This window comes from Microbacterium sp. NPDC089696, from assembly GCF_044749125.1.
Taxonomy (GTDB): domain Bacteria; phylum Actinomycetota; class Actinomycetes; order Actinomycetales; family Microbacteriaceae; genus Microbacterium.
Map to the genome: position 1 here is coordinate 1,053,344 of NZ_JBIVHF010000002.1, position 19,424 is coordinate 1,072,767.

At 70.0% G+C, this 19,424-nt stretch carries 19 protein-coding genes; 9 read left to right on the forward strand and 10 right to left on the reverse strand.

Annotated features, from left to right (window positions below; all coding sequences use genetic code 11):
• Positions 1-137: 137 nt before the first annotated feature.
• Genes ACIPY8_RS15430 through ACIPY8_RS15450 form a run of 5 tightly spaced genes read right to left on the reverse strand, consistent with a single transcriptional unit; the run spans position 138 to position 5,418 of the window.
• Positions 138-1,271, reverse strand: coding sequence for a bifunctional 2-methylcitrate synthase/citrate synthase (locus tag ACIPY8_RS15430; protein WP_400819923.1), 1,134 nt, complete (start codon positions 1,269-1,271; stop codon positions 138-140).
• Between the two features lie 2 nt (positions 1,272-1,273).
• Positions 1,274-2,176, reverse strand: a complete 903-nt coding sequence (gene prpB, locus ACIPY8_RS15435; protein ID WP_400819925.1) for a methylisocitrate lyase — start codon at positions 2,174-2,176, stop codon at positions 1,274-1,276.
• Positions 2,176-3,702 (reverse strand): MmgE/PrpD family protein, encoded by a 1,527-nt coding sequence (locus ACIPY8_RS15440; protein ID WP_400819927.1) that lies wholly within the window; start codon positions 3,700-3,702, stop codon positions 2,176-2,178. The genes prpB and ACIPY8_RS15440 overlap by 1 nt, the downstream gene beginning before the upstream one ends.
• 9 nt (positions 3,703-3,711) lie before the next feature.
• The gene (locus ACIPY8_RS15445; protein WP_400819930.1) at positions 3,712-4,383 is read right to left on the reverse strand and encodes a GntR family transcriptional regulator; all 672 of its coding nucleotides are present in this window, start codon (positions 4,381-4,383) and stop codon (positions 3,712-3,714) included.
• A 33-nt stretch (positions 4,384-4,416) separates the two neighbouring features.
• Positions 4,417-5,418 (reverse strand): EamA family transporter, encoded by a 1,002-nt coding sequence (locus ACIPY8_RS15450; protein ID WP_400819932.1) that lies wholly within the window; start codon positions 5,416-5,418, stop codon positions 4,417-4,419.
• A 39-nt stretch (positions 5,419-5,457) separates the two neighbouring features.
• Between ACIPY8_RS15450 and ACIPY8_RS15455 the strand changes: the two genes are divergently transcribed.
• Positions 5,458-5,994 (forward strand): CGNR zinc finger domain-containing protein, encoded by a 537-nt coding sequence (locus tag ACIPY8_RS15455; RefSeq protein ID WP_400819935.1) that lies wholly within the window; start codon positions 5,458-5,460, stop codon positions 5,992-5,994.
• Here the strand turns inward: ACIPY8_RS15455 and ACIPY8_RS15460 are convergent.
• On the reverse strand, positions 5,991-6,551 hold the full coding sequence (locus ACIPY8_RS15460) for a VOC family protein (protein ID WP_400819936.1): 561 nt from the start codon (positions 6,549-6,551) through the stop codon (positions 5,991-5,993). The genes ACIPY8_RS15455 and ACIPY8_RS15460 overlap by 4 nt on opposite strands.
• An 85-nt stretch (positions 6,552-6,636) precedes the next feature.
• Between ACIPY8_RS15460 and ACIPY8_RS15465 the strand changes: the two genes are divergently transcribed.
• From ACIPY8_RS15465 to ACIPY8_RS15495, 7 genes are all read left to right on the forward strand, one after another.
• The gene (locus tag ACIPY8_RS15465) at positions 6,637-7,635 is read left to right on the forward strand and encodes an acetylesterase (RefSeq protein WP_400819938.1); all 999 of its coding nucleotides are present in this window, start codon (positions 6,637-6,639) and stop codon (positions 7,633-7,635) included.
• Between the two features lie 222 nt (positions 7,636-7,857).
• On the forward strand, positions 7,858-8,442 hold the full coding sequence (locus ACIPY8_RS15470; RefSeq protein WP_400819940.1) for a glucose-6-phosphate isomerase family protein: 585 nt from the start codon (positions 7,858-7,860) through the stop codon (positions 8,440-8,442).
• A gap of 9 nt (positions 8,443-8,451) precedes the next feature.
• Complete coding sequence (xylB, locus tag ACIPY8_RS15475; RefSeq protein WP_400819943.1) at positions 8,452-9,957, forward strand: xylulokinase; 1,506 nt, start codon at positions 8,452-8,454, stop codon at positions 9,955-9,957.
• Positions 9,957-10,913 carry an NAD(P)-dependent oxidoreductase gene (locus tag ACIPY8_RS15480; protein WP_400819945.1) on the forward strand — a complete coding sequence of 319 codons (957 nt, stop codon included), beginning with the start codon at positions 9,957-9,959 and terminating at the stop codon, positions 10,911-10,913. Before xylB ends, ACIPY8_RS15480 begins: the two co-directional genes overlap by 1 nt.
• Positions 10,914-10,951: 38 nt before the next feature.
• Positions 10,952-11,899, forward strand: coding sequence for a shikimate dehydrogenase family protein (locus ACIPY8_RS15485; RefSeq protein WP_400819947.1), 948 nt, complete (start codon positions 10,952-10,954; stop codon positions 11,897-11,899).
• Positions 11,896-12,846, forward strand: a complete 951-nt coding sequence (locus tag ACIPY8_RS15490; RefSeq protein ID WP_400819948.1) for a phosphotriesterase — start codon at positions 11,896-11,898, stop codon at positions 12,844-12,846. The genes ACIPY8_RS15485 and ACIPY8_RS15490 overlap by 4 nt, the downstream gene beginning before the upstream one ends.
• Before the next feature lie 176 nt (positions 12,847-13,022).
• Positions 13,023-13,319, forward strand: a complete 297-nt coding sequence (locus ACIPY8_RS15495) for a putative quinol monooxygenase (RefSeq protein ID WP_400819951.1) — start codon at positions 13,023-13,025, stop codon at positions 13,317-13,319.
• Positions 13,320-13,510: 191 nt separating this feature from the next.
• On the opposite strand, the gene ACIPY8_RS15500 is transcribed toward ACIPY8_RS15495, so the two are convergent.
• From ACIPY8_RS15500 to ACIPY8_RS15515, 4 genes are all read right to left on the reverse strand, one after another.
• Positions 13,511-14,512 carry an ABC transporter substrate-binding protein gene (locus tag ACIPY8_RS15500; protein WP_400819954.1) on the reverse strand — a complete coding sequence of 334 codons (1,002 nt, stop codon included), beginning with the start codon at positions 14,510-14,512 and terminating at the stop codon, positions 13,511-13,513.
• A gap of 68 nt (positions 14,513-14,580) precedes the next feature.
• Positions 14,581-15,612 carry an ABC transporter permease gene (locus ACIPY8_RS15505; RefSeq protein ID WP_400819956.1) on the reverse strand — a complete coding sequence of 344 codons (1,032 nt, stop codon included), beginning with the start codon at positions 15,610-15,612 and terminating at the stop codon, positions 14,581-14,583.
• Entirely contained in the window at positions 15,612-17,114 is a 1,503-nt protein-coding gene (locus tag ACIPY8_RS15510) for a sugar ABC transporter ATP-binding protein (RefSeq protein WP_400819958.1), read from the reverse strand. The genes ACIPY8_RS15505 and ACIPY8_RS15510 overlap by 1 nt, the downstream gene beginning before the upstream one ends.
• 229 nt (positions 17,115-17,343) lie before the next feature.
• Positions 17,344-18,213: a sugar phosphate isomerase/epimerase family protein gene (locus tag ACIPY8_RS15515; RefSeq protein WP_400819961.1), complete on the reverse strand. Its 870-nt coding sequence runs from the start codon at positions 18,211-18,213 to the stop codon at positions 17,344-17,346.
• Between the two features lie 171 nt (positions 18,214-18,384).
• Between ACIPY8_RS15515 and ACIPY8_RS15520 the strand changes: the two genes are divergently transcribed.
• Positions 18,385-19,386, forward strand: a complete 1,002-nt coding sequence (locus ACIPY8_RS15520) for a LacI family DNA-binding transcriptional regulator (RefSeq protein ID WP_400819964.1) — start codon at positions 18,385-18,387, stop codon at positions 19,384-19,386.
• Positions 19,387-19,424 lie beyond the last annotated feature (38 nt).

Sequence of the window (19,424 nt, forward strand, 5' to 3'; positions counted from 1 at the left end):
TCACGGGCACGTCGGATGCGGACACGGGGCCTCCTTCTCACGCGGCGCCCTCGCGCCACGGATCAGTGATACTCCCGTCGCCGCAGCACGCGCACCCGGTTGCGCCCCGTCGCCGATCGCGCTACGCGCGGTGCGCCTCAGCTCTCGACGTGCCGCTCGTCGACGCCGTCGTAGTGCGAGAGCGGACGGATCAGCGCGTTCGCGCCCGCTTGCTCGATCACGTGCGCGGTCCAGCCGGTGACCCGCGAGGCGACGAACAGCGGCGTGAACGTGAGCGTGTCGAAGCCGATGAGGTTGTACGCCGGGCCGGACGGATAGTCGAGGTTGGGGTAGATGCCCTTGCGCTCGACGAACTCCGACTCGAGCGCGTCGTACAGCGCCGCGACCTCGGGCTTGTCGTAGTGCTCGACGAGCGTGTCGAGCGCGGCCTTCATCGTCGGCACGCGCGAGTCGCCCCTCTTGTACACGCGATGCCCGAAGCCCATGATCTTGCGCTTCTCGGCGAGCGCCTTGTCGAGCCACGGCACGACGTTCTCGGCATCCCCGATCTCGTCGAAGATGTGCAGCACGGCCTCGTTCGCGCCGCCGTGCAGCGAACCCTTGAGCGCGCCGATCGCACCGACGACCGCCGAGTACAGGTCACTGAGGGTCGAGGTGATGACCCGGGCCGTGAACGTCGAGGCGTTGAACGAGTGCTCCGCGTACAGGATCATCGAGCGGTTGAAGGCGTCGACCACGACGGGGTCGGGCTCCTCGCCGAACGTCATCCAGAGGAAGTTCGAGGAGTAGTCGAGGTCGTCTCGGGGCTCGACGAGCTCCTGCCCGCGGCGGCGACGCTGCCCGTAGGCGACGATCGAGGGCAGGGCGGCGAAGAGGCGGATGCTGCGCTCGAGGTTCTGCTCGGGGCTGCCGCCGGCGTCGAGCACGGACCCGCCGGCACCGGGGTCGGAGGCGCCGATCACGCTCACGGCGGTACGCACCTCATCCATCGGGTGCGCCTCGAGCGGGATCAGGTCGATCGCGGCCTTGACGTTGTCGGCGAGCGCGCGATGACGCCGCTCCTCGAGCCGGAACGCCGCGAGCTCCTCGGGCGTGGGGAGCTCGCCGTGCCACAGCAGGTAGGCGACGGCCTCGAACGGCTGGGTGTCGGCCAGCTCCTGCACGGGGTACCCGCGGTACAGCAGGCTGTTCGTCTCGGGGTTGACCTTCGAGATCGCCGTGGTGTCGACGACGACCCCCGCGAGGCCCTTCTTGATGTCCGGCTCGGTCATGCTCACTCCTTCGTGATCGTGAAGTTGAAGACCCCGGAGTCGAAATGGTTGTACGACTCGTAGTCGATCAGGTCGTAGAGATCGGCGCGGTGCTGCATCTCGCCGAGCTTCGAGGTCAGATGCCCCTCGTCGTTCAGCGTATCGAGAGCACGGCCCGCCGCGCCCATCGCGATCCGCAGCAGCGAGACCGGCCAGATGACCATGTTCACGCCGGCGTCCCGCAGCTGGTCGACGGAGAACAGGTCGCTCTTGCCGAACTCCGTCATGTTGGCGAGGATCGGCACGTCCAGAGCTTCCGCCATCGCCTCGAACTCGGCGAGGTCGCGCATCGCCTCGGGGAAGATCGCATCGGCCCCGGCGTCCACCAGCGCCTTCGCGCGGTCGATCGCCGCGTCCAGCCCCTCGATCGCGCGGATGTCGGTACGCGCCATCAGCAGGAAGTTCGGATCGCGTCGCGCGTCGGCGGCGGCGCGGATGCGCTTGATCGCCGTGTCCTCGTCGACCACGCTCTTGCCGTCGAGGTGACCGCAGCGCTTCGGGTTGATCTGGTCCTCGATGTGCGTGCCGGCGAGGCCGGCGTCCTCGAGCTCCTGGATCGTGCGCGCCACATTCATGGGCTCGCCGAATCCGGTGTCGGCGTCGACGATCGCGGGCAGGTCGGTCATGCGGGCGATCTGCTTCGCCCGCCCGGCGACCTCGGTCAGCGTCGTGAGGCCGATGTCGGGCAGACCGAGGTCGGCCGCGAGCACGGCACCGGAGATGTAGACGCCGTCGAAGCCCTTCTGCTCGATGAGCCGTGCGCTCAGCGGATTGAACGCACCGGGGAAGCGCAGCAGCTCCCCCGACGCGAGCCGCTCGCGGAACAGCCGCCGCTTCTCGGCGACCGGAGTCGTGGAGTACAGCATCAGAACAGGCCCTTCGGCGCATCCGCACCGTCGAGCAGACCGGGCTTCGCGATGATCGACAGCTCGCCGACCTCCGCCGCGGTGAGCTCCGGCAGGCGCTGCACGAGCTCGAGGAACCGCTCGATCTCGGCGGGCTCGAGCACGGGCTCGGCGAGCAGTGTGAACTTCGCGATGTAGTTCTCCCGCGCGAACGGTCGGGCTCCGAGGGGATGCGCGTCCGCGACGGCGATCTCGTCGACCACGGTCGACCCGTCGGTCAGCCGGAACTCGACGCGACCGCCGAACGCCTTCACGTCGGGGTCTTCGGAGTGGTAGCGGCGCGTCCACTCGGCATCCTCGGCCGTCGTGACCTTGTGCCACAGCGCGACCGTGTCCGGGCGGCCCGCGCGCTCGGGCGTGTACGAGTCGACGTGGTGCCAGCCGCCGTCCTGCAGCGCGACCGCGAAGATGTACGGGATCGAGTGGTCGAGGGTCTCGCGGGATGCCGTGGGGTCGTACTTCTGCGGGTCGTTCGCTCCCGAGCCGATCACGTAGTGCGTGTGGTGGCTGGTGTGCAGCACGATGGACTCGATGTTCGCGGGGTCGCGCAGCGCGGGGTTCTCGGTGCCGAGCTTGCGTGCGAGGTCGATCCACGCCTGCGCCTGGTACTCCGCCGAGTGCTCCTTCGTGTACGAGTCGAGGATCGCGCGCTTCGGCTCGCCGGATGCCGGGAGCGGCACCTCGTACGCGGCATCCTTGCCGTCGAGCATCCAGGCGATCACGCCGTCCTCGCCTTCGTAGATCGGGGCGGGGCTGGTCTGTCCGCGCATCGCCCTGTCGACAGCCTCGACCGCCATCTTGCCCGCGAAGGCCGGGGCGTGCGCCTTCCACGTCGAGATCTCGCCCTTGCGGCTCTGCCGCGTCGCGGTCGTGGTGTGCAGCCCCTGACCGACCGCCTGGTAGATCGTCTCGACGTCGAGTCCGAGGAGCGTGCCGATGCCCGCGGAGGCCGAGGGCCCGAGGTGCGCGACGTGGTCGATCTTGTGCTTGTGGAGGCAGATGGCGCGCACGAGGTCCATCTGGATCTCGTAGCCGGTGGCGATCGCCCGGACGAGCGCACGGCCGTCGGAGCCGACGTGCTGCGCGACCGCGAGGATCGGCGGGATGTTGTCGCCGGGGTGCGAGTACTCCGCCGCGAGGAACGTGTCGTGGTAGTCGAGCTCGCGCACGGCGACGCCGTTCACCCAGGCGGCCCACTCGGGGCTGGTGCGCTGGTCGAGCGCGGCGCCGAACACGGTGGCGCCCGCTCCGCCGGTCGAGACGGGGTGGCTGAACGCCTGCGCTCGGGCGGCGTTGATGGGTCCGCGGGTCAGGGAGGCGGCCGCGACCGAGGCGTTGTCGATGATGCGGTTGATGATCATGTCGACGACCGCGGGCTCCACCTCGACGGGGTCGGCGGCGACCTCGGCGATCTTCCAGGCGAGCTGGTCCTCGCGCGCGAGGTTCTCGTCGCTGCGGTGGACTCGGACGTGGTGCGTGACGGTCATGATCGATCCCTACTGGTCGGAGGTCGTGGTCGTGGCGAGCGATTCGAGGATGCCGGCGAGCGCGTTGTGCAGGTGCACGTGCGTCGCGTGGGCCGCGAGATCGCCGTCGCGGTCGGCGAGCGCCCGCGCGATCGTGCGGTGCTCGGCGGCGGAGGCGGCGAGGCGCGCGGGCTTGTCCTTCGCCATGCGGCGCACCCGCACGAGGTGGGTGCGCACGGTGCGCAGCGCGGAGGCGATGTAGTCGTTCGAGACCGCAGCGTCGAGGGCCGCGTCGAATCGCGCGATGAGGACGTAGTAGTCGTCGCGTCCGGCGGCTCCGTCGAGATCGACGTGCGCGAACTCCTCGGCGAGCGCAGCGAACAGCGCGGCATCCCCCCGCTGCGCGGCGAGACGGGCGGAGGTCTCTTCGAGGGCGCGGCGGATCTCGAAGAGCTCGCGGATGTCGGAGACGTCGAGATCGGCGACCACCGTCACGCGCGGGGACTGCTGCACGACGAGGCCGTCGGCGACGAGGCGGCGCAGGGCTTCACGCAGGGGTGTGCGGCTGACCCCGAGCCGGGCGGCCTGCTCGACCTCGCCGAGCACGGACCCGGCCGGCAGCGCGCCCGACTGGATCTCGTCGAGCAGCGTCCCGTAGGCGCGTTCGCTTGCGCTGAGACGCTCGGGCGAGACCACGGACATGCCGCCAGTGTATACACAAAACCGATCGAGGCGTTAGGTTATCGAGTTTCCCGGAGACTCCGTATACACTGCGTCCGCTGGGAGGGGTTCGACGAACTCCGGCGCCGGCACGGGCTCGCCCAGCTTGACGACCACGACGCCGACGAGCACGAGCGCTCCCCCCAGTGCCTGCAGCAGGTCGGGGAGCTGCCCCAGCAGGAGCCAGCCGAAGAGCAGCGCGGCGACGACCTCGGCGAGCGCCACGAACGACGCGAGGCGCGACCCCAGCATCCGCGTCGAGGTGATGCCGAGGACGTAGGCGAGGGCCGTCGCGAGAAGGCCGATCGCGAGCACCGGCACGAACCACGGCACGGTGCCGAAACGGTAGGCGATGTCGTCGGTGGTCCAGCGGAAGGGCAGGATGCCGACGGCCGCCGCGACCGAGAGCCCGACGGCGCCGAGCAGCAGCCCCGACCCCGCGAGCGCGATCGGCGGGATGCCGGTGTCGGCCTTGGCGGAGAGCACGAAGTACGTCGCGGCGCCGACCATCGCGGCGAGCGCCCAGAGGATGCCGGCGACGTTCACCTCCGCGCCCGTGACGATGTCGAGCATGAGGACGAGCCCGACGAAGGCGACGACCGCGCCGATCACGCTGCGACGGCTCGGCCTCTCGCCGTGACGCAGCCACAGCCACAGGAGCACGGCGATGGGCGCGGTGTACTCGATCAGCAGCGCGATGCCGACGTCCATCACAGCCACGGCCTGGAAGTAGAACAGCTGCGTCGCGGCGACCGCGAGCAGCCCGTAGGCGACGACCATGCCCGCGTTCCGCCACAGCGCGCGCCAGCGCCCGCGGAGGGCGAGGATCGTGGGGATGAGCAGCACGAACGCGGCGACGCCGACCCGCACGGTGACCGCCGCGCCGGGGGTCCAGCCGGCGTCGATGAGCCCGCGCGCCCAGGCACCGGACATGCCGAACGAGAACGCCGCGGCGATCGCGAGGGGCAGCCCCAGGCGCATGCCTGTCGCCCGCCTGTCATCGGTGACTATGCTCATGGAAAGTGACGCTACTCGCGCCCGGAGTAAGGTGTCAACATGATCTTCACCGATGACACCGAGGAGGCGCTGCGTTCGGCCGTGTGGCTGGTGAACTCCGCCGAGGACCCCGACACCCTCGAGTCGATCGACGAGTACCGCGCGTTCCTCGACGAGTTCCCGTACTCCGGCCGGCTGGATCGCGACGGGACCGAGCTCGCGGCGATGCGCGCTCTCCGTCCGCGCCTGCGCGCGATGCTGCTGGCCCCGCGCGACGACATGGCCGCGCACGTCAACGCCGCCCTCGCCGAGACGCGCCTCACCCCGAGACTCGTCCGCCACGACGCCGCCGACTGGCACCTGCACGCCGTGGCCGACGAGCGCCCGCTCGACGAACGCGTGCTGATCGAGACCGCCATGGCGCTGATCGACGTCATCCGCACCGACGAGGGCTCGCGCATCTCGGTCTGCGCCGACGACACCTGCGAGGCGCTCGCGCTCGACCTCTCCCGCAACCGCTCGAAGCGCTACTGCTCGCCGACCTGCACCAACCGCAACGCCGTCGCGGCGTACCGCGCCCGACAGGCGAGCGCCTAGACCTCCCGCGCCCGCGGATCGCGCAGCGCGCGCATCGCGTCGACGAGGCTCTCGTGGATGTACTCGAGCTCCGGCGAGGTGAACGCCGACCAGTCCTCCGACTCCGCACCCTCGCCGCCGGCCGCACCCCACTCCTCAGCATCCGCGGCTCCGGCCTCCGCCGCGTACGGCACGTGGCGATACACCCACCAGAGGTTGCCCGCGGGGTCGGCGAAGCGCGCGAGAGTATCGCCGAAGAAGTCGGTCGGCGCCGTGACGATCCGCGCCCCACGGTCGACCGCGCGGGCGAGCGTCGCCTCGACGTCGTCGACGTACACCTGGGTGAATCCCGGGGTGAAGGGCCAGTCGGACTTGCGGTCGGCGACCGTGATGACCGAGTCCCCGATGCGCAGCTCGGAGTGCAGGATCAGACCGTCGGTGTCGAGGGTGCGGGCCTCCGGCACGTCCTGCGCGCCGAACACGTCGACGAGGAAGGAGATGATGCGCGAGGCGTCGTCGGTCATCAGGAAGGGGTTCACGGTGTTCGATCCGGCGGGGATCGCGGGGAGATGAGTCATGGCTCGTCCTTTCGTCTCACTCATCATCCCGAGCACCCAGGACAGATTCCGTCCTGAATGGCCAGCGGGATACGGTCGAAGGATCATGCTTCTTCCCGCGCCCTACGACACCTGGTTCCCCGATGCGGCGTTCGACGGCACCTACAGATTCGACGAGAGCGCACTGCGACGGGTCGCCCCGGTCGCCGCGCCACCCGGACTCGCCGACGCCTGGCGACGCTGGCGCGCACAGGCGCGGAGGGTGGATGCCGCACCGCGTACCCTCTCGAGCGAGGCGATCGACGGGCGCACGGTCTCGATCGTCGAGCACGCCGGCGTCGACGGCATCCGCCTGCGCTCCTGGGTCGTGGGTCCCGCCTCGGGCCCGGCGCGCGTGGGGATCGTGCACTCGCACGGCTACGGCGGCCGCGACGCGATCGACCTGGACCGCCTGCCCGACGACGCGGCGGCGATCTTCCCCGTCGCCCGCGGACTGCCGACGCTGAATACAGCAGTGGGAGCGCCCGAGCCCGTGGAGGAGCACGTCCTCGCGGGGCTGGACGACCCCGCGGCGTACGTCCTCGGCCTGTGCGCGCGGGACCTCTGGCTCGCCGCCGACGCTCTTCTCACCCTGACCGGCGACGTGCCGCTGTACTACGTGGGCGAGAGCTTCGGCGGCGGGATCGGCGCCCTCGCGCTGCCGTGGGACGACCGGTACATCGGGGCGACGTTCATCGTGCCGAGCTTCGGCCAGTACGACGAACGCCTCGCGGTGCCCTGCCTCGGCAGCGGCGAGGTCGTCCGGGAGCACGTCGCCGCCCACCCGGAGGCGCGTGAGCGGCTGCGACTCTTCGACGCGTCGAGCACGCTCGGGTTCACGGAGGTCCCCGTGCGCGTCGAGGCCGCGCTCTGGGACCAGTACGTGCCGCCGCCCGGGCAGTTCGGCATCGCGAATGCCGCGCGCGACCTCGAACTGGCCGTCCTCCCTGCGGGGCACGCCGAGTACCCCGGGTGGGATGCCGTCACGGCCGACGCCGTCCGCGGCGGTCGCGCCCACCTCGCTCGAGCGCTGCGCTCCGCATCCCCGCCTGCAGGTAGGCGATGACACCGGCGTAGGACGATCTCCCGAGATTTCCCCTACCCCCGAGTCACTTCCTATCCCCCGAGCCACGGGCCCGCGTACCACTTCCGGAACCTCCGCGACATCGCGCACGCTCGCGCCCGTGCTCGCGCGCAGATGAGCACTGGACACCACTTGTCATAACAGGTACGCTCAACCTGTCATTACAGGTTGCGCAGCGCCGCAGCACCCGTACGAGGAGCACCGATGCCCGAGTTCCACACCCCGCCGATCTCCCCGATGGCGATCGCCTTCGATGCCGAGAGGCTCACGCTGTCGCCGGAGGGCCCCACCCTCACGCGGCGCATGTCCGACCTCGAGGGACTGTTCCTCGACGCGGACGCCTGGGCCGCGGCATCCGCGGGCGACAACCCCGTCGTGTACACCGTCACGAGCTCCCCCGTGCCCGAGATCGACCGGGAGCTGCCGCAGTCGATCACGACGATCATGCCCGGCGACACCTCGGGCGAGCTCTGGATGACCAAGGGCCACCAGCATCCGAACCACCAGGGCGAGATCTACCTCGCGCTCAAGGGCCGCGGCGGCCTGCTCATGTTCGACGGCGAGCGCACCGAGTGGCTCGACATGCTCCCGGGCACCATCGGCTACATCCCGCCGGGGTGGGCGCACCGTTCGATCAACACGGGCGACGAGCCCTACGCGTTCCTCGCGGTGTACCCCGGCGGCGCCGGCCACGACTACGGCTGGGTGCTCGAGCACGGCATGGGCTCCCGGGCGTACCGCGCGGCGGAGGGCGTCGACCTGCGCCCCTACGCCTCGACCGCGGAATAGGCTCCGGCCATGATCATCGCGCACGACCTGGGCACCACCGGCGACAAGGCGTCGCTGCACCACGACGACGGTCGACTCGTGACCTCGGTCACGGTCCCCTACCCCGCGCACTTCGCGGCCGGCGGCATCGCCGAGCAGGACCCCGAGGACTGGTGGGGCGCGGTCGTCTCCGCGACCCGGGAGCTCCTGTCGAAGGCCGACGTCGCACCCGAGACCGTGGGCGGCCTGGTCGTGAGCGGCCAGATGATGGGCACCGTGCTGCTCGACGCGCACGGCTCCCCGGTGCGTCCCGCGATCATCTGGGCCGACACGCGCTCGGGTGCGCAGACCCGGATGCTGGAGCAGACGCTCGGCGCCGAGGCGGCCTACCGCGTGCTCGGCCACCGCCTCAACCCGACCTATTCGCTCGAGAAGATCATGTGGGTCCGCGACAACGAGCCCGACGTGTGGGCGCGGGTGCGCCGCTTCTGCGTCGCGAAGGACTACATCGTCTACCGCCTCACCGGACGACTGGCGACCGAGCGCTCCGACGCCTCGGGCACGAACGCCTACGACCAGGTGGCCGGCGCGTGGTCGGCCGACGTCCTCGCGGCGGCCGGTCTCGATCCCGCGCTGTTCCCCGAGATCCTCGACTCCACGACCATCACCGGCACGCTCACCTCCGACGCCGCGGCCACCCTCGGCCTGCCCGGCTCGGCGCGCGTGGTGATGGGCGGCGGCGACGGTCCGCTCGCGGCGGTCGGCTCCGGCGTCGTGGCGCCCGAGGACGGCGCGTACGTGTGCCTGGGCACGTCGTCGTGGATCTCGTTCGCGAGCCTCGCCCCGTTGCACGACCCGCAGATGCGCACCATGACGTTCGACAACGTCGTACCCGGCTCGTTCGTGCCGACCGCGACCATGCAGGCGGGCGGCGCCTCGGTGCAGTGGATCGCCGAAGCCCTGTCCCCCGATCCGGCCCGCCCCGAGACCGGGCGGCTCACCGCCGACGCGGGCGGCGACCTCAACACCGAGGACCTCTACTTCCTGCCCTATCTGCTCGGCGAGCGCTCGCCCCTCTGGGACCCCGCGGCGCGCGGCGCGTTCGTCGGGATCGGACGCCATCACACCCGGGCGCACCTCACGCGCGCGGTGCTCGAGGGCGTGGCGTTCAACCTCTTCACCTGCATCCAGGCGTTCCGCGAGTCGGGTGCCGTGATCGACCGCATCGACGCCGTCGGGGGCGGAGCGCAGAGCGACGTCTGGCTCGGCATCCTCGCAGACGTGTGGGGCGTGCCGGTGCGGCGCCGCACGATCGTCGAGGAGGCGAACAGCCTGGGCGCGGCCGTCACGGGAGCGGTGGGCCTGGGACTCGCCGACTTCTCGGCGGCGCGCGCGCTCAGCGAGGTCACGGCGGAGTTCGCCCCGGATGCCGGTCGCCACGACGTCTACGCGCAGCGGCACGCCCGCTTCACGTCGGCCTACGACGCGCTCGCACCGTGGTTCGCCGCGGCGCCGGCCCCTGCCGGAGGGGCGTGATGGGCGTCATCCTCGCCACGAGCCGATCGTTCTCCGACGGCGACCTCGACCTCGTCGCCCGGGCGGAGGCCGCGGGGCACGAGATCGTCCGCGGGCCTGCGCACCACGATCTCGCCGACCTCGTGCCGCTGCTCGCGAGCGCCGAGGGGTGGATCGCCGGCACCGGACCCGTGACCGACGAACACCTCGCGGCCGCGCCGCACCTGCGCATCGTCGCCCGCTACGGCGTCGGCACCGAGGCCGTCGACATCGCGGCCGCCGAGCGCCGAGGCATCCCGGTCACCAACACCCCCGGGGCGAACGCCGATGCGGTGGCCGACCACGCCGTGGGACTCATGCTCGCCGCGCTGCGGTTCATCCCCGACGGCGACCGCCGCGTGCGGAACGGCGACTGGAGCGTGCGACGCGGTCGCGAGCTCGGTGCCGCGACCGTGGGAATCGTCGGCTTCGGTCGGATCGGCCAGGGCGTCGCCCGACGACTCGGCGGCTTCGGCTGCACCGTGCTCGCGGCCGACCCGTTCCTGCCCGCCGATCGGATCGCCGAGCTCGGCGCGACCCCGGTCGACCTCGACGAGCTGTTTCGCGCCGCCGACCTGATCACGCTGCACGCACCCGGCGGGCAGACGCTCGTCGATGCGGCGCGGCTCGAGGGCATCCGCCCCGGCACGGTCATCGTCAACACCGCACGTCCAGACCTCGTCGACGAGGGGGCCCTGGCCGCGGCGCTCCGCGACGGACGTCTGAGTGCCTACGCGGCCGACACGCTCGCCGGCGACACCGCGGCGAGCGCGAGCCCGCTGCTGACCGCCGACCTCGCCGACCGCGTGACCGTGACCCCGCACCTCGGCGCGCAGACCACCCAGGCCGTCGACAACATGGGCTCGCTGTCGCTCGACGACGTGCTCTCCGTGCTCACGGGCGGCGCACCGGCGCACCTCGTCTCCTCCCGACCCTGAAGCCCCGACCTGAAGCCCCGACCCTGAAGGACACCGACATGACCATCACCGAGAACGCGCCGACCACGACCGGCGGCTACATGGGCTTCGTCGGCGTGAGCACCGGCTCCTCCTCGATCATGCAGGTGTTCCCGCGGTGGGCTGAGGTGCTGGGCCTCCCGACCACCGAACTCGTGGGACACGACCTGCCGATGGACGCGACCTCCGCGCAGTACCGCGCGATGGTCGAGCAGATCCGCGACGACCCGCACCACCGGGGCGCGCTCGTCACGACGCACAAGATGAACGTGTTCGCCGCGGCATCCGACCTTTTCGACGAGCTCGACCCGTTCGCGGTGTCGTGCTCCGAGATCTCCAGCATCTCCAAGCGCGGCGAGCGCCTGATCGGCCGTGCGAAGGATCCGCTCACGGTCGACCTCGCCTTGAACGACTTCCTCCCGATCGACCACTTCTCCCGCACCGGAGCCGAGGTCGTCATCCTCGGGGCGGGCGGCTCGGGAACGGCGCTCAGCTGGGCGCTCGCGGAGCGCGGCGACGCCCCGGCGAAGATCACGGTCACGGCCCGCGACGACGAGAAGCTCGACCACCTGCGCGAGGTGCACCGCCAGCACGGCACCCGCGAGGGGCTCATCTCGTACATGCGGACCGACACCGTCGAGGAGGCCGCCGCACTCGTCGCCGCCGCCCCCGCCGGATCGCTGATCGTCAACGCCACCGGACTCGGCAAGGACCGCCCGGGCTCGCCGCTCCCCGACGACGTCGTGTTCCCGGAGGACGCATGGGTGTGGGAGTTCAACTACCGCGGATCGCTCGAGTTCCTGCACCAGGCGCGCGCGCAGGAGGCGGCCCGGAACCTGCACGTGGTCGACGGGTGGCGCTACTTCATCCACGGCTGGTCGCAGGTCGTCGCCGACGTGTTCGAGCTCGACCTCACGCCCGAGACCGTCGAGCGCCTGGCCGAAGCGGCGGAGTCGGCGCGCCGATGATCCGCACGGTCCTCGGCGACGTCGACCCCGCGGACCTGGGGTCGACGAACTACCACGAGCACCTCTTCCAGGTGTCGCCGCTGCTGCCGGGCGACGAGCTCGACGACGAGGAGCGCTCACGCACCGAGGCCGCGCTGCTGCGCGACAGCGGCTTCGCGTCGATGGTCGATGCGACGCCGTTCGGCCTCGGGCGGAACCCGGAGGCGCTGGCGCGGATCAGTGCGTCGACGGGTCTGCGCATCGTCGCGACGACGGGACGCCACCGCGAGGCGCACTACGCCGCCGACCACCCCACGCGCGCGGCGGACGTCGAGACGCTGACGGCCCGGTTCGTGCGCGAGATCGCCGAGGGGATGCCGCGCGACGACGCCGCACCGGATGATGCCCGCGCATTCGGACCGGATGGCGCGCCCGTGCGGGCGGGGATGCTCAAAGGCGGCGTCGACTACTGGCGCATCAGCGCGTTCGAGCACACGACCCTGCTCGCTCTCGCCGTCGCGCATCGGACGACGGGTGCGCCGATCATGGTGCACCTGGAGTTCTGCACCGCGGCGCACGAGGTCCTCGATCTGCTGGCCGCCGAGGGCGTCACCGCCGACCGTGTGGTCCTCGCCCATGCCGACCGCGATCCCGATCCGGGGCTGCACGCCTCCCTCGCCGAACGCGGGGCGTACCTCGGGTACGACGGGTTCGCCCGACCGCGCACGAGGTCGGATGCCGAGCTGCTGGCGCTCACGGAAGCCGTGGTGGCTCGCGGCGCCGGCGATCGCGTCCTGCTGGGCGGCGACGTCGCGCGCGCGACCCGCTACATCGCCTACGGCGGGATGCCCGGACTCGCGTACCTCGGTGAACGCTACGTGCCCCGGCTGCGTGAGGCGCTCGGCGACGACGCCGTCGACCGGATGCTCGTCGCCAACCCCGCCCGCCTCCTGACCCTCACGCGCTGAAACCGGTGACCCCTACCGCTCGTCAGGTCACCTGTCGTTGAGCGAGCGAAGCGAGGCGAAACGCACTACGACCCGCGGAACACCGCCCTGCAGCAACCTCACGACGTTTCGTCTCGTCGCTCCGCTCCTCGCTCAACGACCAGGCCCCCACACCCACCACCCCGAAGGAGCCCCTCATGACCGCACCCACCATCCTCCACGCGACCTTCACCGCACGACCGGGTGAGGGCGACCGCGTCGCCGCGCTCCTCGCCGACTTCGCGGAGGGCGTGCGCGCCGAGGAGGGCAACGTCGTCTTCGACGCGACGCGCCTCGTCGACGACCCCGACCGCTTCTTCGTGTACGAGGTGTATCGCGACGAGGCGGCGTTCCAGGCGCACCTCGCCTCCCCCGCGGGCGTCCCTTTCAACGAGGCGCTGCAGCAGCTCATCGTCGAGCCCTCGTCGCGGCTGACCTTCCTGCGCCGCATCTGACGGCATCCCTCTCCGCCCCACGCCGGCGCCCCATCCGCGTGCCGACGCCCCCTCTGACTGACGTCCACACGGTGGGGCGTCGACGGGCAGGTGGGGCGCCGGCATCCGGGCTCGCGCGCCACACACAGACACCCCGGCACGCGAAAGAGCCCCTCACCCGAAGGCGAGGGGCTCTCCCGTTTCTCAGAGGATCACTCGTACAGGACCGCGGCGATCTTCGAGTCCTCGAGGTTCGTCTTGTCGTACCAGTACGAACCGGTGTCGTAGAACTCCTCGACCGACTTGCCGTTGGCGGCGTCGTAGGCCGCCTGCACGACCTGCTCGCCGATGCCGATCGGGTCCTGCGTGATGGCGCCGGCCATCGTGCCGTCCTTGATCGCGTTGATCTGCGCGGCACCGGAGTCGAAGCCGACGATCGTGATCTTGCCCTTCTCCAGGCCGAGCTCGTTCACGGCGTTGACGACGCCGATCGCCGAGCCCTCGTTCGTGCCGTAGATGCCCTTGAGGTCGGGGTGGGCCGCGATGAGGGTCTTCGCGATGTCGGCGGACTTCAGGTGGTCGCCGTCGCCGTACTGGATGTCGACGATCTCGATGTCGGGGTAGTCCGACTCGATCTTCTCGACGAAGCCGTCACGACGCTCGACACCGGTCGAGTTGATCTGCGAGTGACCGACGATCGCGACCTGGCCCGATCCGCCGATGAGGTCGGCCATGTGCTCGGCCGCCAGCGCGCCGGCGACCTTGCTGTCGGTGGCCGAGAGGCTCAGGCCCACGTCGCCGTCGCAGGGAGCGTCGAAGTAGACGACCGGGATGTCCTTCGACTTCGCCTGCTCGAGCGGGGCGACGCACGCCTCGGGGTCGAGGGCGGCGTAGGCGATGGCATCCGGGTTCTTGTCGATGGCGCTCGTCAGCATCTCGAGCTGCTGGGCGATCTCGGTCTCGGCCGCGGGGCCCTCGAACGTGATGCGGACGCCGAGCTCCTCTGCCTTCTGCTCCGCGCCCTTCTTGACGGCCTGCCAGAACTGGTGCTGGAAGCCCTTCGACACCATGGCGATGTACATCTCGCCGTCGCCGCTGCCTCCGGCGTCGCCGCCTTCTTCGATGACGTCGCCGCCGCCGCCGGCACAGCCGGCGAACACGAGGGCGGATGCGGCCACGAGTGCCGCGAATGCGGTCTTCTTGCCGAACTTCATGGAAACTCCATTGTTTGTGGTGGGTACTGCTGTGGTGGTGGGTACTGCTGTGGTGCTCGGGTGGAGCGTCAGGTGTGCTGGCGGTTGCGCAGCGAGTCGAGGAACACGGCGAGCAGCACGACGACGCCGACGACGATGTTCTGCCATTCGGACTGGATCGACATGATGCGCAGGCCGTTCACGAGGACGCTCATGATGAGCGCGCCGATCACGGTGCCGAGGATCGAGCCGCGTCCGCCGAGCAGCGAGGTGCCGCCGATGATGACCGCGGCGATCGCCTGCAGCTCGTAGCCCGTGCCGATCTGCGGCTGCGCGGAGTCGAGGCGGGCGGCGATCACGATGCCCGCGACACCCGTGAAGGCCCCGGCGAACATGTAGATGAGGATCGTCCACCGGCGCGTGTTGACGCCCGACAGGCGGGTGGCCTCCTCGTTCGAGCCGATCGCGAAGGTGTAGCGGCCGAGGAGCGTCTTCGAGAGCACGAGCCAGGCGACGACGGCGAGTGCGGCGGTGATGAGGACGGCGTTCGGGATGCCCGGGATGATGACGCCGAGCGCGATCTTCTTGAAGTCCGGGGCGGACGTCGAGAAGTAGATCGGGGCGACGTTCGAGATCACGAGGGCCAGGCCGCCGGCGATCATCATCATCGCGAGGGTCGCGATGAACGGGGGCAGTCGGAGGAACGTGATGTTCACCCCGTTCACGAGGCCCATCAGCACGCCGGTGAGCACGCCGCCGATCACGCCGATCCACACGGGCAGACCCATGTTCGTGACGATCACGCCGGTCATCACGGCGCACAGCGCCATGCCGGTACCGATCGAGAGGTCGATGCCGCCGGTGATGATCACGAACGTCGTGCCGAGGGCCAGGATGCCGATGACGGCCGTCGAGAGCAGCACGGTCGCGATGTTGCTGAAGGTGAAGAAGTTCGGGCTGGCGATCGAGAAGAAGATCACGAGCACGATCAGCGTGCCGAACGCGAGCGACTGCTGGACCTGACGCTTGAGGAACCCGACGACGTCGCGCTTGTCGGTGTTCTCGTCGAGAGCCGTCTGGATGATCGTCGTCGTGGACGATCCGTTCTGCGGAGCGCTCATCAGTCTTCCTCTCCGTGGGCTGCGAGTTGCATGATCTTCTCCTGGCTGGCGTCCTCGTTGCGGAGCGTGCCGGTGATGCGACCGTTCGCGAAGACCGCGATGCGGTTCGCGACGCGGAGGATCTCCGGGAGCTCCGACGAGATGACGATGATGGACTTTCCCTGATCAGCGAGCTGCTGCATCAGGCGGTAGATCTCCTCCTTCGCGCCGACGTCGATCCCTCGGGTCGGCTCGTCGAAGATGAGGATGTCGCAGTCGCGCATCAGCCACCGGGCGATGACGACCTTCTGCTGGTTGCCTCCGGAGAGGAGCTTGACGACCTGGTTGACCGAGGGCGTCTTGACGCGCAGCTGCTGCACGTAGTCCTTGGTGCGGTTCTTGGCCTTGCCGTCGCCCATCCAGCCGATCGCGTTGGCGTAGGACCCGAGCGATGCGAGCACGGTGTTGAAGGTCACGTCCTGCTCGAGCATGAGCCCGAGGAGCTTGCGGTCCTCCGAGAGGTAGCCGACGCCGTGCTTGACGGCATCCGCGGGCTGTGCGATCCGGACCGACCGGCCGCCGATCGTGACGACGCCGCCGTCGCTGCGATCGGCGCCGATGATCGCGCGGGCGGTCTCGGTGCGGCCGGCTCCCATGAGCCCGGCGAACCCGAGGATCTCGCCCTTGTGCAGCTGGAACGAGACGTCCTTGAGCAGCGCCTTGGTCGACAGCCCCTGCACGTCGAGGACCACGGGGTCGTTCGCGTGCTCGCGTGCCTGCGGACGGGTGCCCTCGTCGATCACACGCCCGACCATCATCTCGATGATGGTCGGGATGCTGACCTCGGACTTGTCCAGTGATCCGATGTATGTACCATCACGGAGCACGGTGACCCGGTCGGCGAGGCGTCGCAGCTCATCCATGCGGTGCGAGATGTAGACGATGCCGGTCCCCGAGGCCTTGAGCTGCTCGATGAGCACGAACAGGGTCTCGACCTCGGAGTCGGTGAGAGCCGAGGTGGGCTCGTCCATGATGAGGACCTTGGCGTTGAACGACAGAGCCTTCGCGATCTCGACCATCTGCTGCTCGGCGACGGTGAGCTCGCCGACCTTGCGTCGCGGGTCGAGGCGGATGTTCAGGCGCGTGAGCAGCTCGGCGGTCTGCGCGTTGAGCTTGCGCTCCGACAGGAACGGCCCGGACGTGGGTTCGCGCCCCACGAAGATGTTCTGCGCCACGGTGAGGTCCGGCATCAGGTTGAGCTCCTGATGGATGATCGTGATGCCCAGTTGCTGCGCCTGCAGCGGACCGGTCAGCTCGACCTCCTGCCCCTCGAAGGTGATCGTCCCCTCGTCCTTGGTGTAGATCCCCGAGAGGATCTTCATGAGCGTGGACTTGCCCGCGCCGTTCTCGCCCACGAGAACCAGCACTTCACCGGCGTGCACTTCGAGGTGCACGCCCTTCAGAGCCTGCACGCCGGGGAATCCCTTGCTGATCCCGTCCACTCGGAGGATGGGGTCACTCATGCGCTCACCTGCTTCCTTGAAGGTCGTATCCGCTGCCTCCGGTCGGGCCCGGAAACATCGGATCAATTCTGCGGCCTGCGATGCCTGCATCGCAAGTTGTATCTAAATGTATCTACTCGATCCCGGAAAGGGAAGACCTGTAATAACAAGTCGGTCACAGCTCGACGGGAACCGCGCGGACCGATCGAGAGAAACCGATTTCAGCTCCGAACGGGTGCGCGCGCCGCGTTCAGTGGAGGCGGATCGACTCGATGGCCGTGAGCTTGTCGCGGATGTACGCGTGGGCGTGGGCTCCGAGCTCGTCGTTGTCGGTCCAGAGGTTGCGCCAGATGCCCAGCATCCGGCTCAGGTCGGGGGCGACGACCGCCGACGAGAAGGACTCGAACACGATCGGACCGTCGTACCCGATACGCCCGAGCGCCTTGAAGAACGTGTCGAAGTCGACGGTGCCCGTGCCGAGGTACCCGCGGTGGCTCTCGCCGATGTGCACGTAGCGCAGCGACGGCGCCGCGTCCAGCACGGGAGCGAACATGTCCGACTCCTCGATGTTCATGTGATACGTGTCGAGGTGGATCCCGAGGTTCGGCCGGTCGACGGCGGCCAGGTAGTCGATCGCCTGTCGCGCGGTGTTGAGCACGTTCGTCTCGTAGCGGTTCACGACTTCGAGGGCGACCTCCACTCCGCGCTCGGCCGCATGGTCGGCGACGCGCGCGATCGTGCGACGGCTGCTCTCGAGGCCTTCCGGCGTGGCGGGCTCCATGTACTTCTTCATGGCGCTGTAGATGACACCGCAGAAGTGACGTCCACCGAGTTCGGCCAGCACGTCGACCGCGCGCAGCAGCAGGTCCTCCCCCGCCCGGACGACCGACGGGTCCGCGCTCGTGATGTCGGTCGCCTCGGAGAGCCCGAGCGAGGCGCTGACCGCGAGCTCGTGCTCCGCGAGCGCCTCACGGGCCGCGGCGACGTCGAACGAGAACGGGTCCATGAGCGGGAACTCGATGAGGTCGAACCCGGCCCGCTTGGTCTTCTCGACGGAGAGGCGGATGCCCTCGGCGTCGAAGCGTCCTGTCCACACCAGCCCGTGGCATCCGATGTTCATGGCACCTCTCGGAGGCGGGTGTGCGGCACCGTCGCCCCTGCCCACTTGGCACGTTGCAAGTCGGCGTGCAGGCCACGCTACGTGCACGGTTCCGACACTGTCAAGAACTTTCTTGGCACGTTGCAACCCGTGCACTAGCCTGGTCACGCATCGCATCAGCAGAGGAGCTCCATGCCCGCAAGCGTCAAGGACGTCGCCGCTCTCGCCGGGGTGTCCTCCTCGACGGTGTCGAACTACCTCAATCACCCGCACGTCCTGGGGGAGGCGAGCGCCGAGAAGGTGCGCGCCGCGATCGCGCAGCTCGGCTACGTGCCCAACGAATCGGCGCGGCAACTGCGCGCCGGCTCGAGCACGACGCTCGCGCTCGTGCTCCTGGATGCCTGGATCCCCTACTTCCAGGAGCTCTCCCGCGGCGTCGAGGACGTCGCGCGCGAGGGCGGGTGGTCCCTCTTCTTCAGCAACAGCAACCGCGACGGCGATCTCGAGCGCCGCAACATCGACATGTTCGAGGCCCACCGCGTGCAGGGAATCGTGATCTATCCGCTGGGCGACGTCGTACCGCGCCTCGAGCAGCTCGCCGAGCGCGGCATCCGCTCGGTCGTGATCGGACCGATCCGCGAATCGGCGACCGTCGGATCGGTGCGGTTCGACGACCGCGGCGGCGGGCGCCTCGCGGGCGAGCACCTGGTCGCGCTCGGGCGTCGACGCATCCGGTTCCTCGGCGCGCCGTCGGTGAGCCAGTCGAACGACCGCCTGCAGGGACTCCGCGACGCGGTGGACGGATCGGCCGCGACGATCGAGGTCGACGAGGTCGCGCACCTCGCGACGGAGGACGGCCTCGACGCGGGAGCACGCATCGTCGCCCTCACCCCGGAGGAGCGGCCGGACGCCGTGTTCGCGGCGAACGACATGGTCGCGATCGGCGTGCTCACGCAGCTTCTCCGCCACGGCATCCGGGTTCCCGATGACATCGCGCTGGTGGGCTTCGACGACGTGGCGCAGGCGCACCAGTCCGTCGTCCCGCTCACGAGCGTGCGCCAGCCCGCCTACGAGATCGGCCGCGCCGCCGGCGCCGCCCTGCTGCAGCAGCTCGCCCACCCCGACGCGCCCCTGCCCGCGCCGACGCCGTTCGCCGCCGAGCTCGTCGTGCGCGAGTCCACCGTCGGGCGCTGAGCCCCGCCGCCCGGGCGCGCGCCGCACTGCCGGGCCGG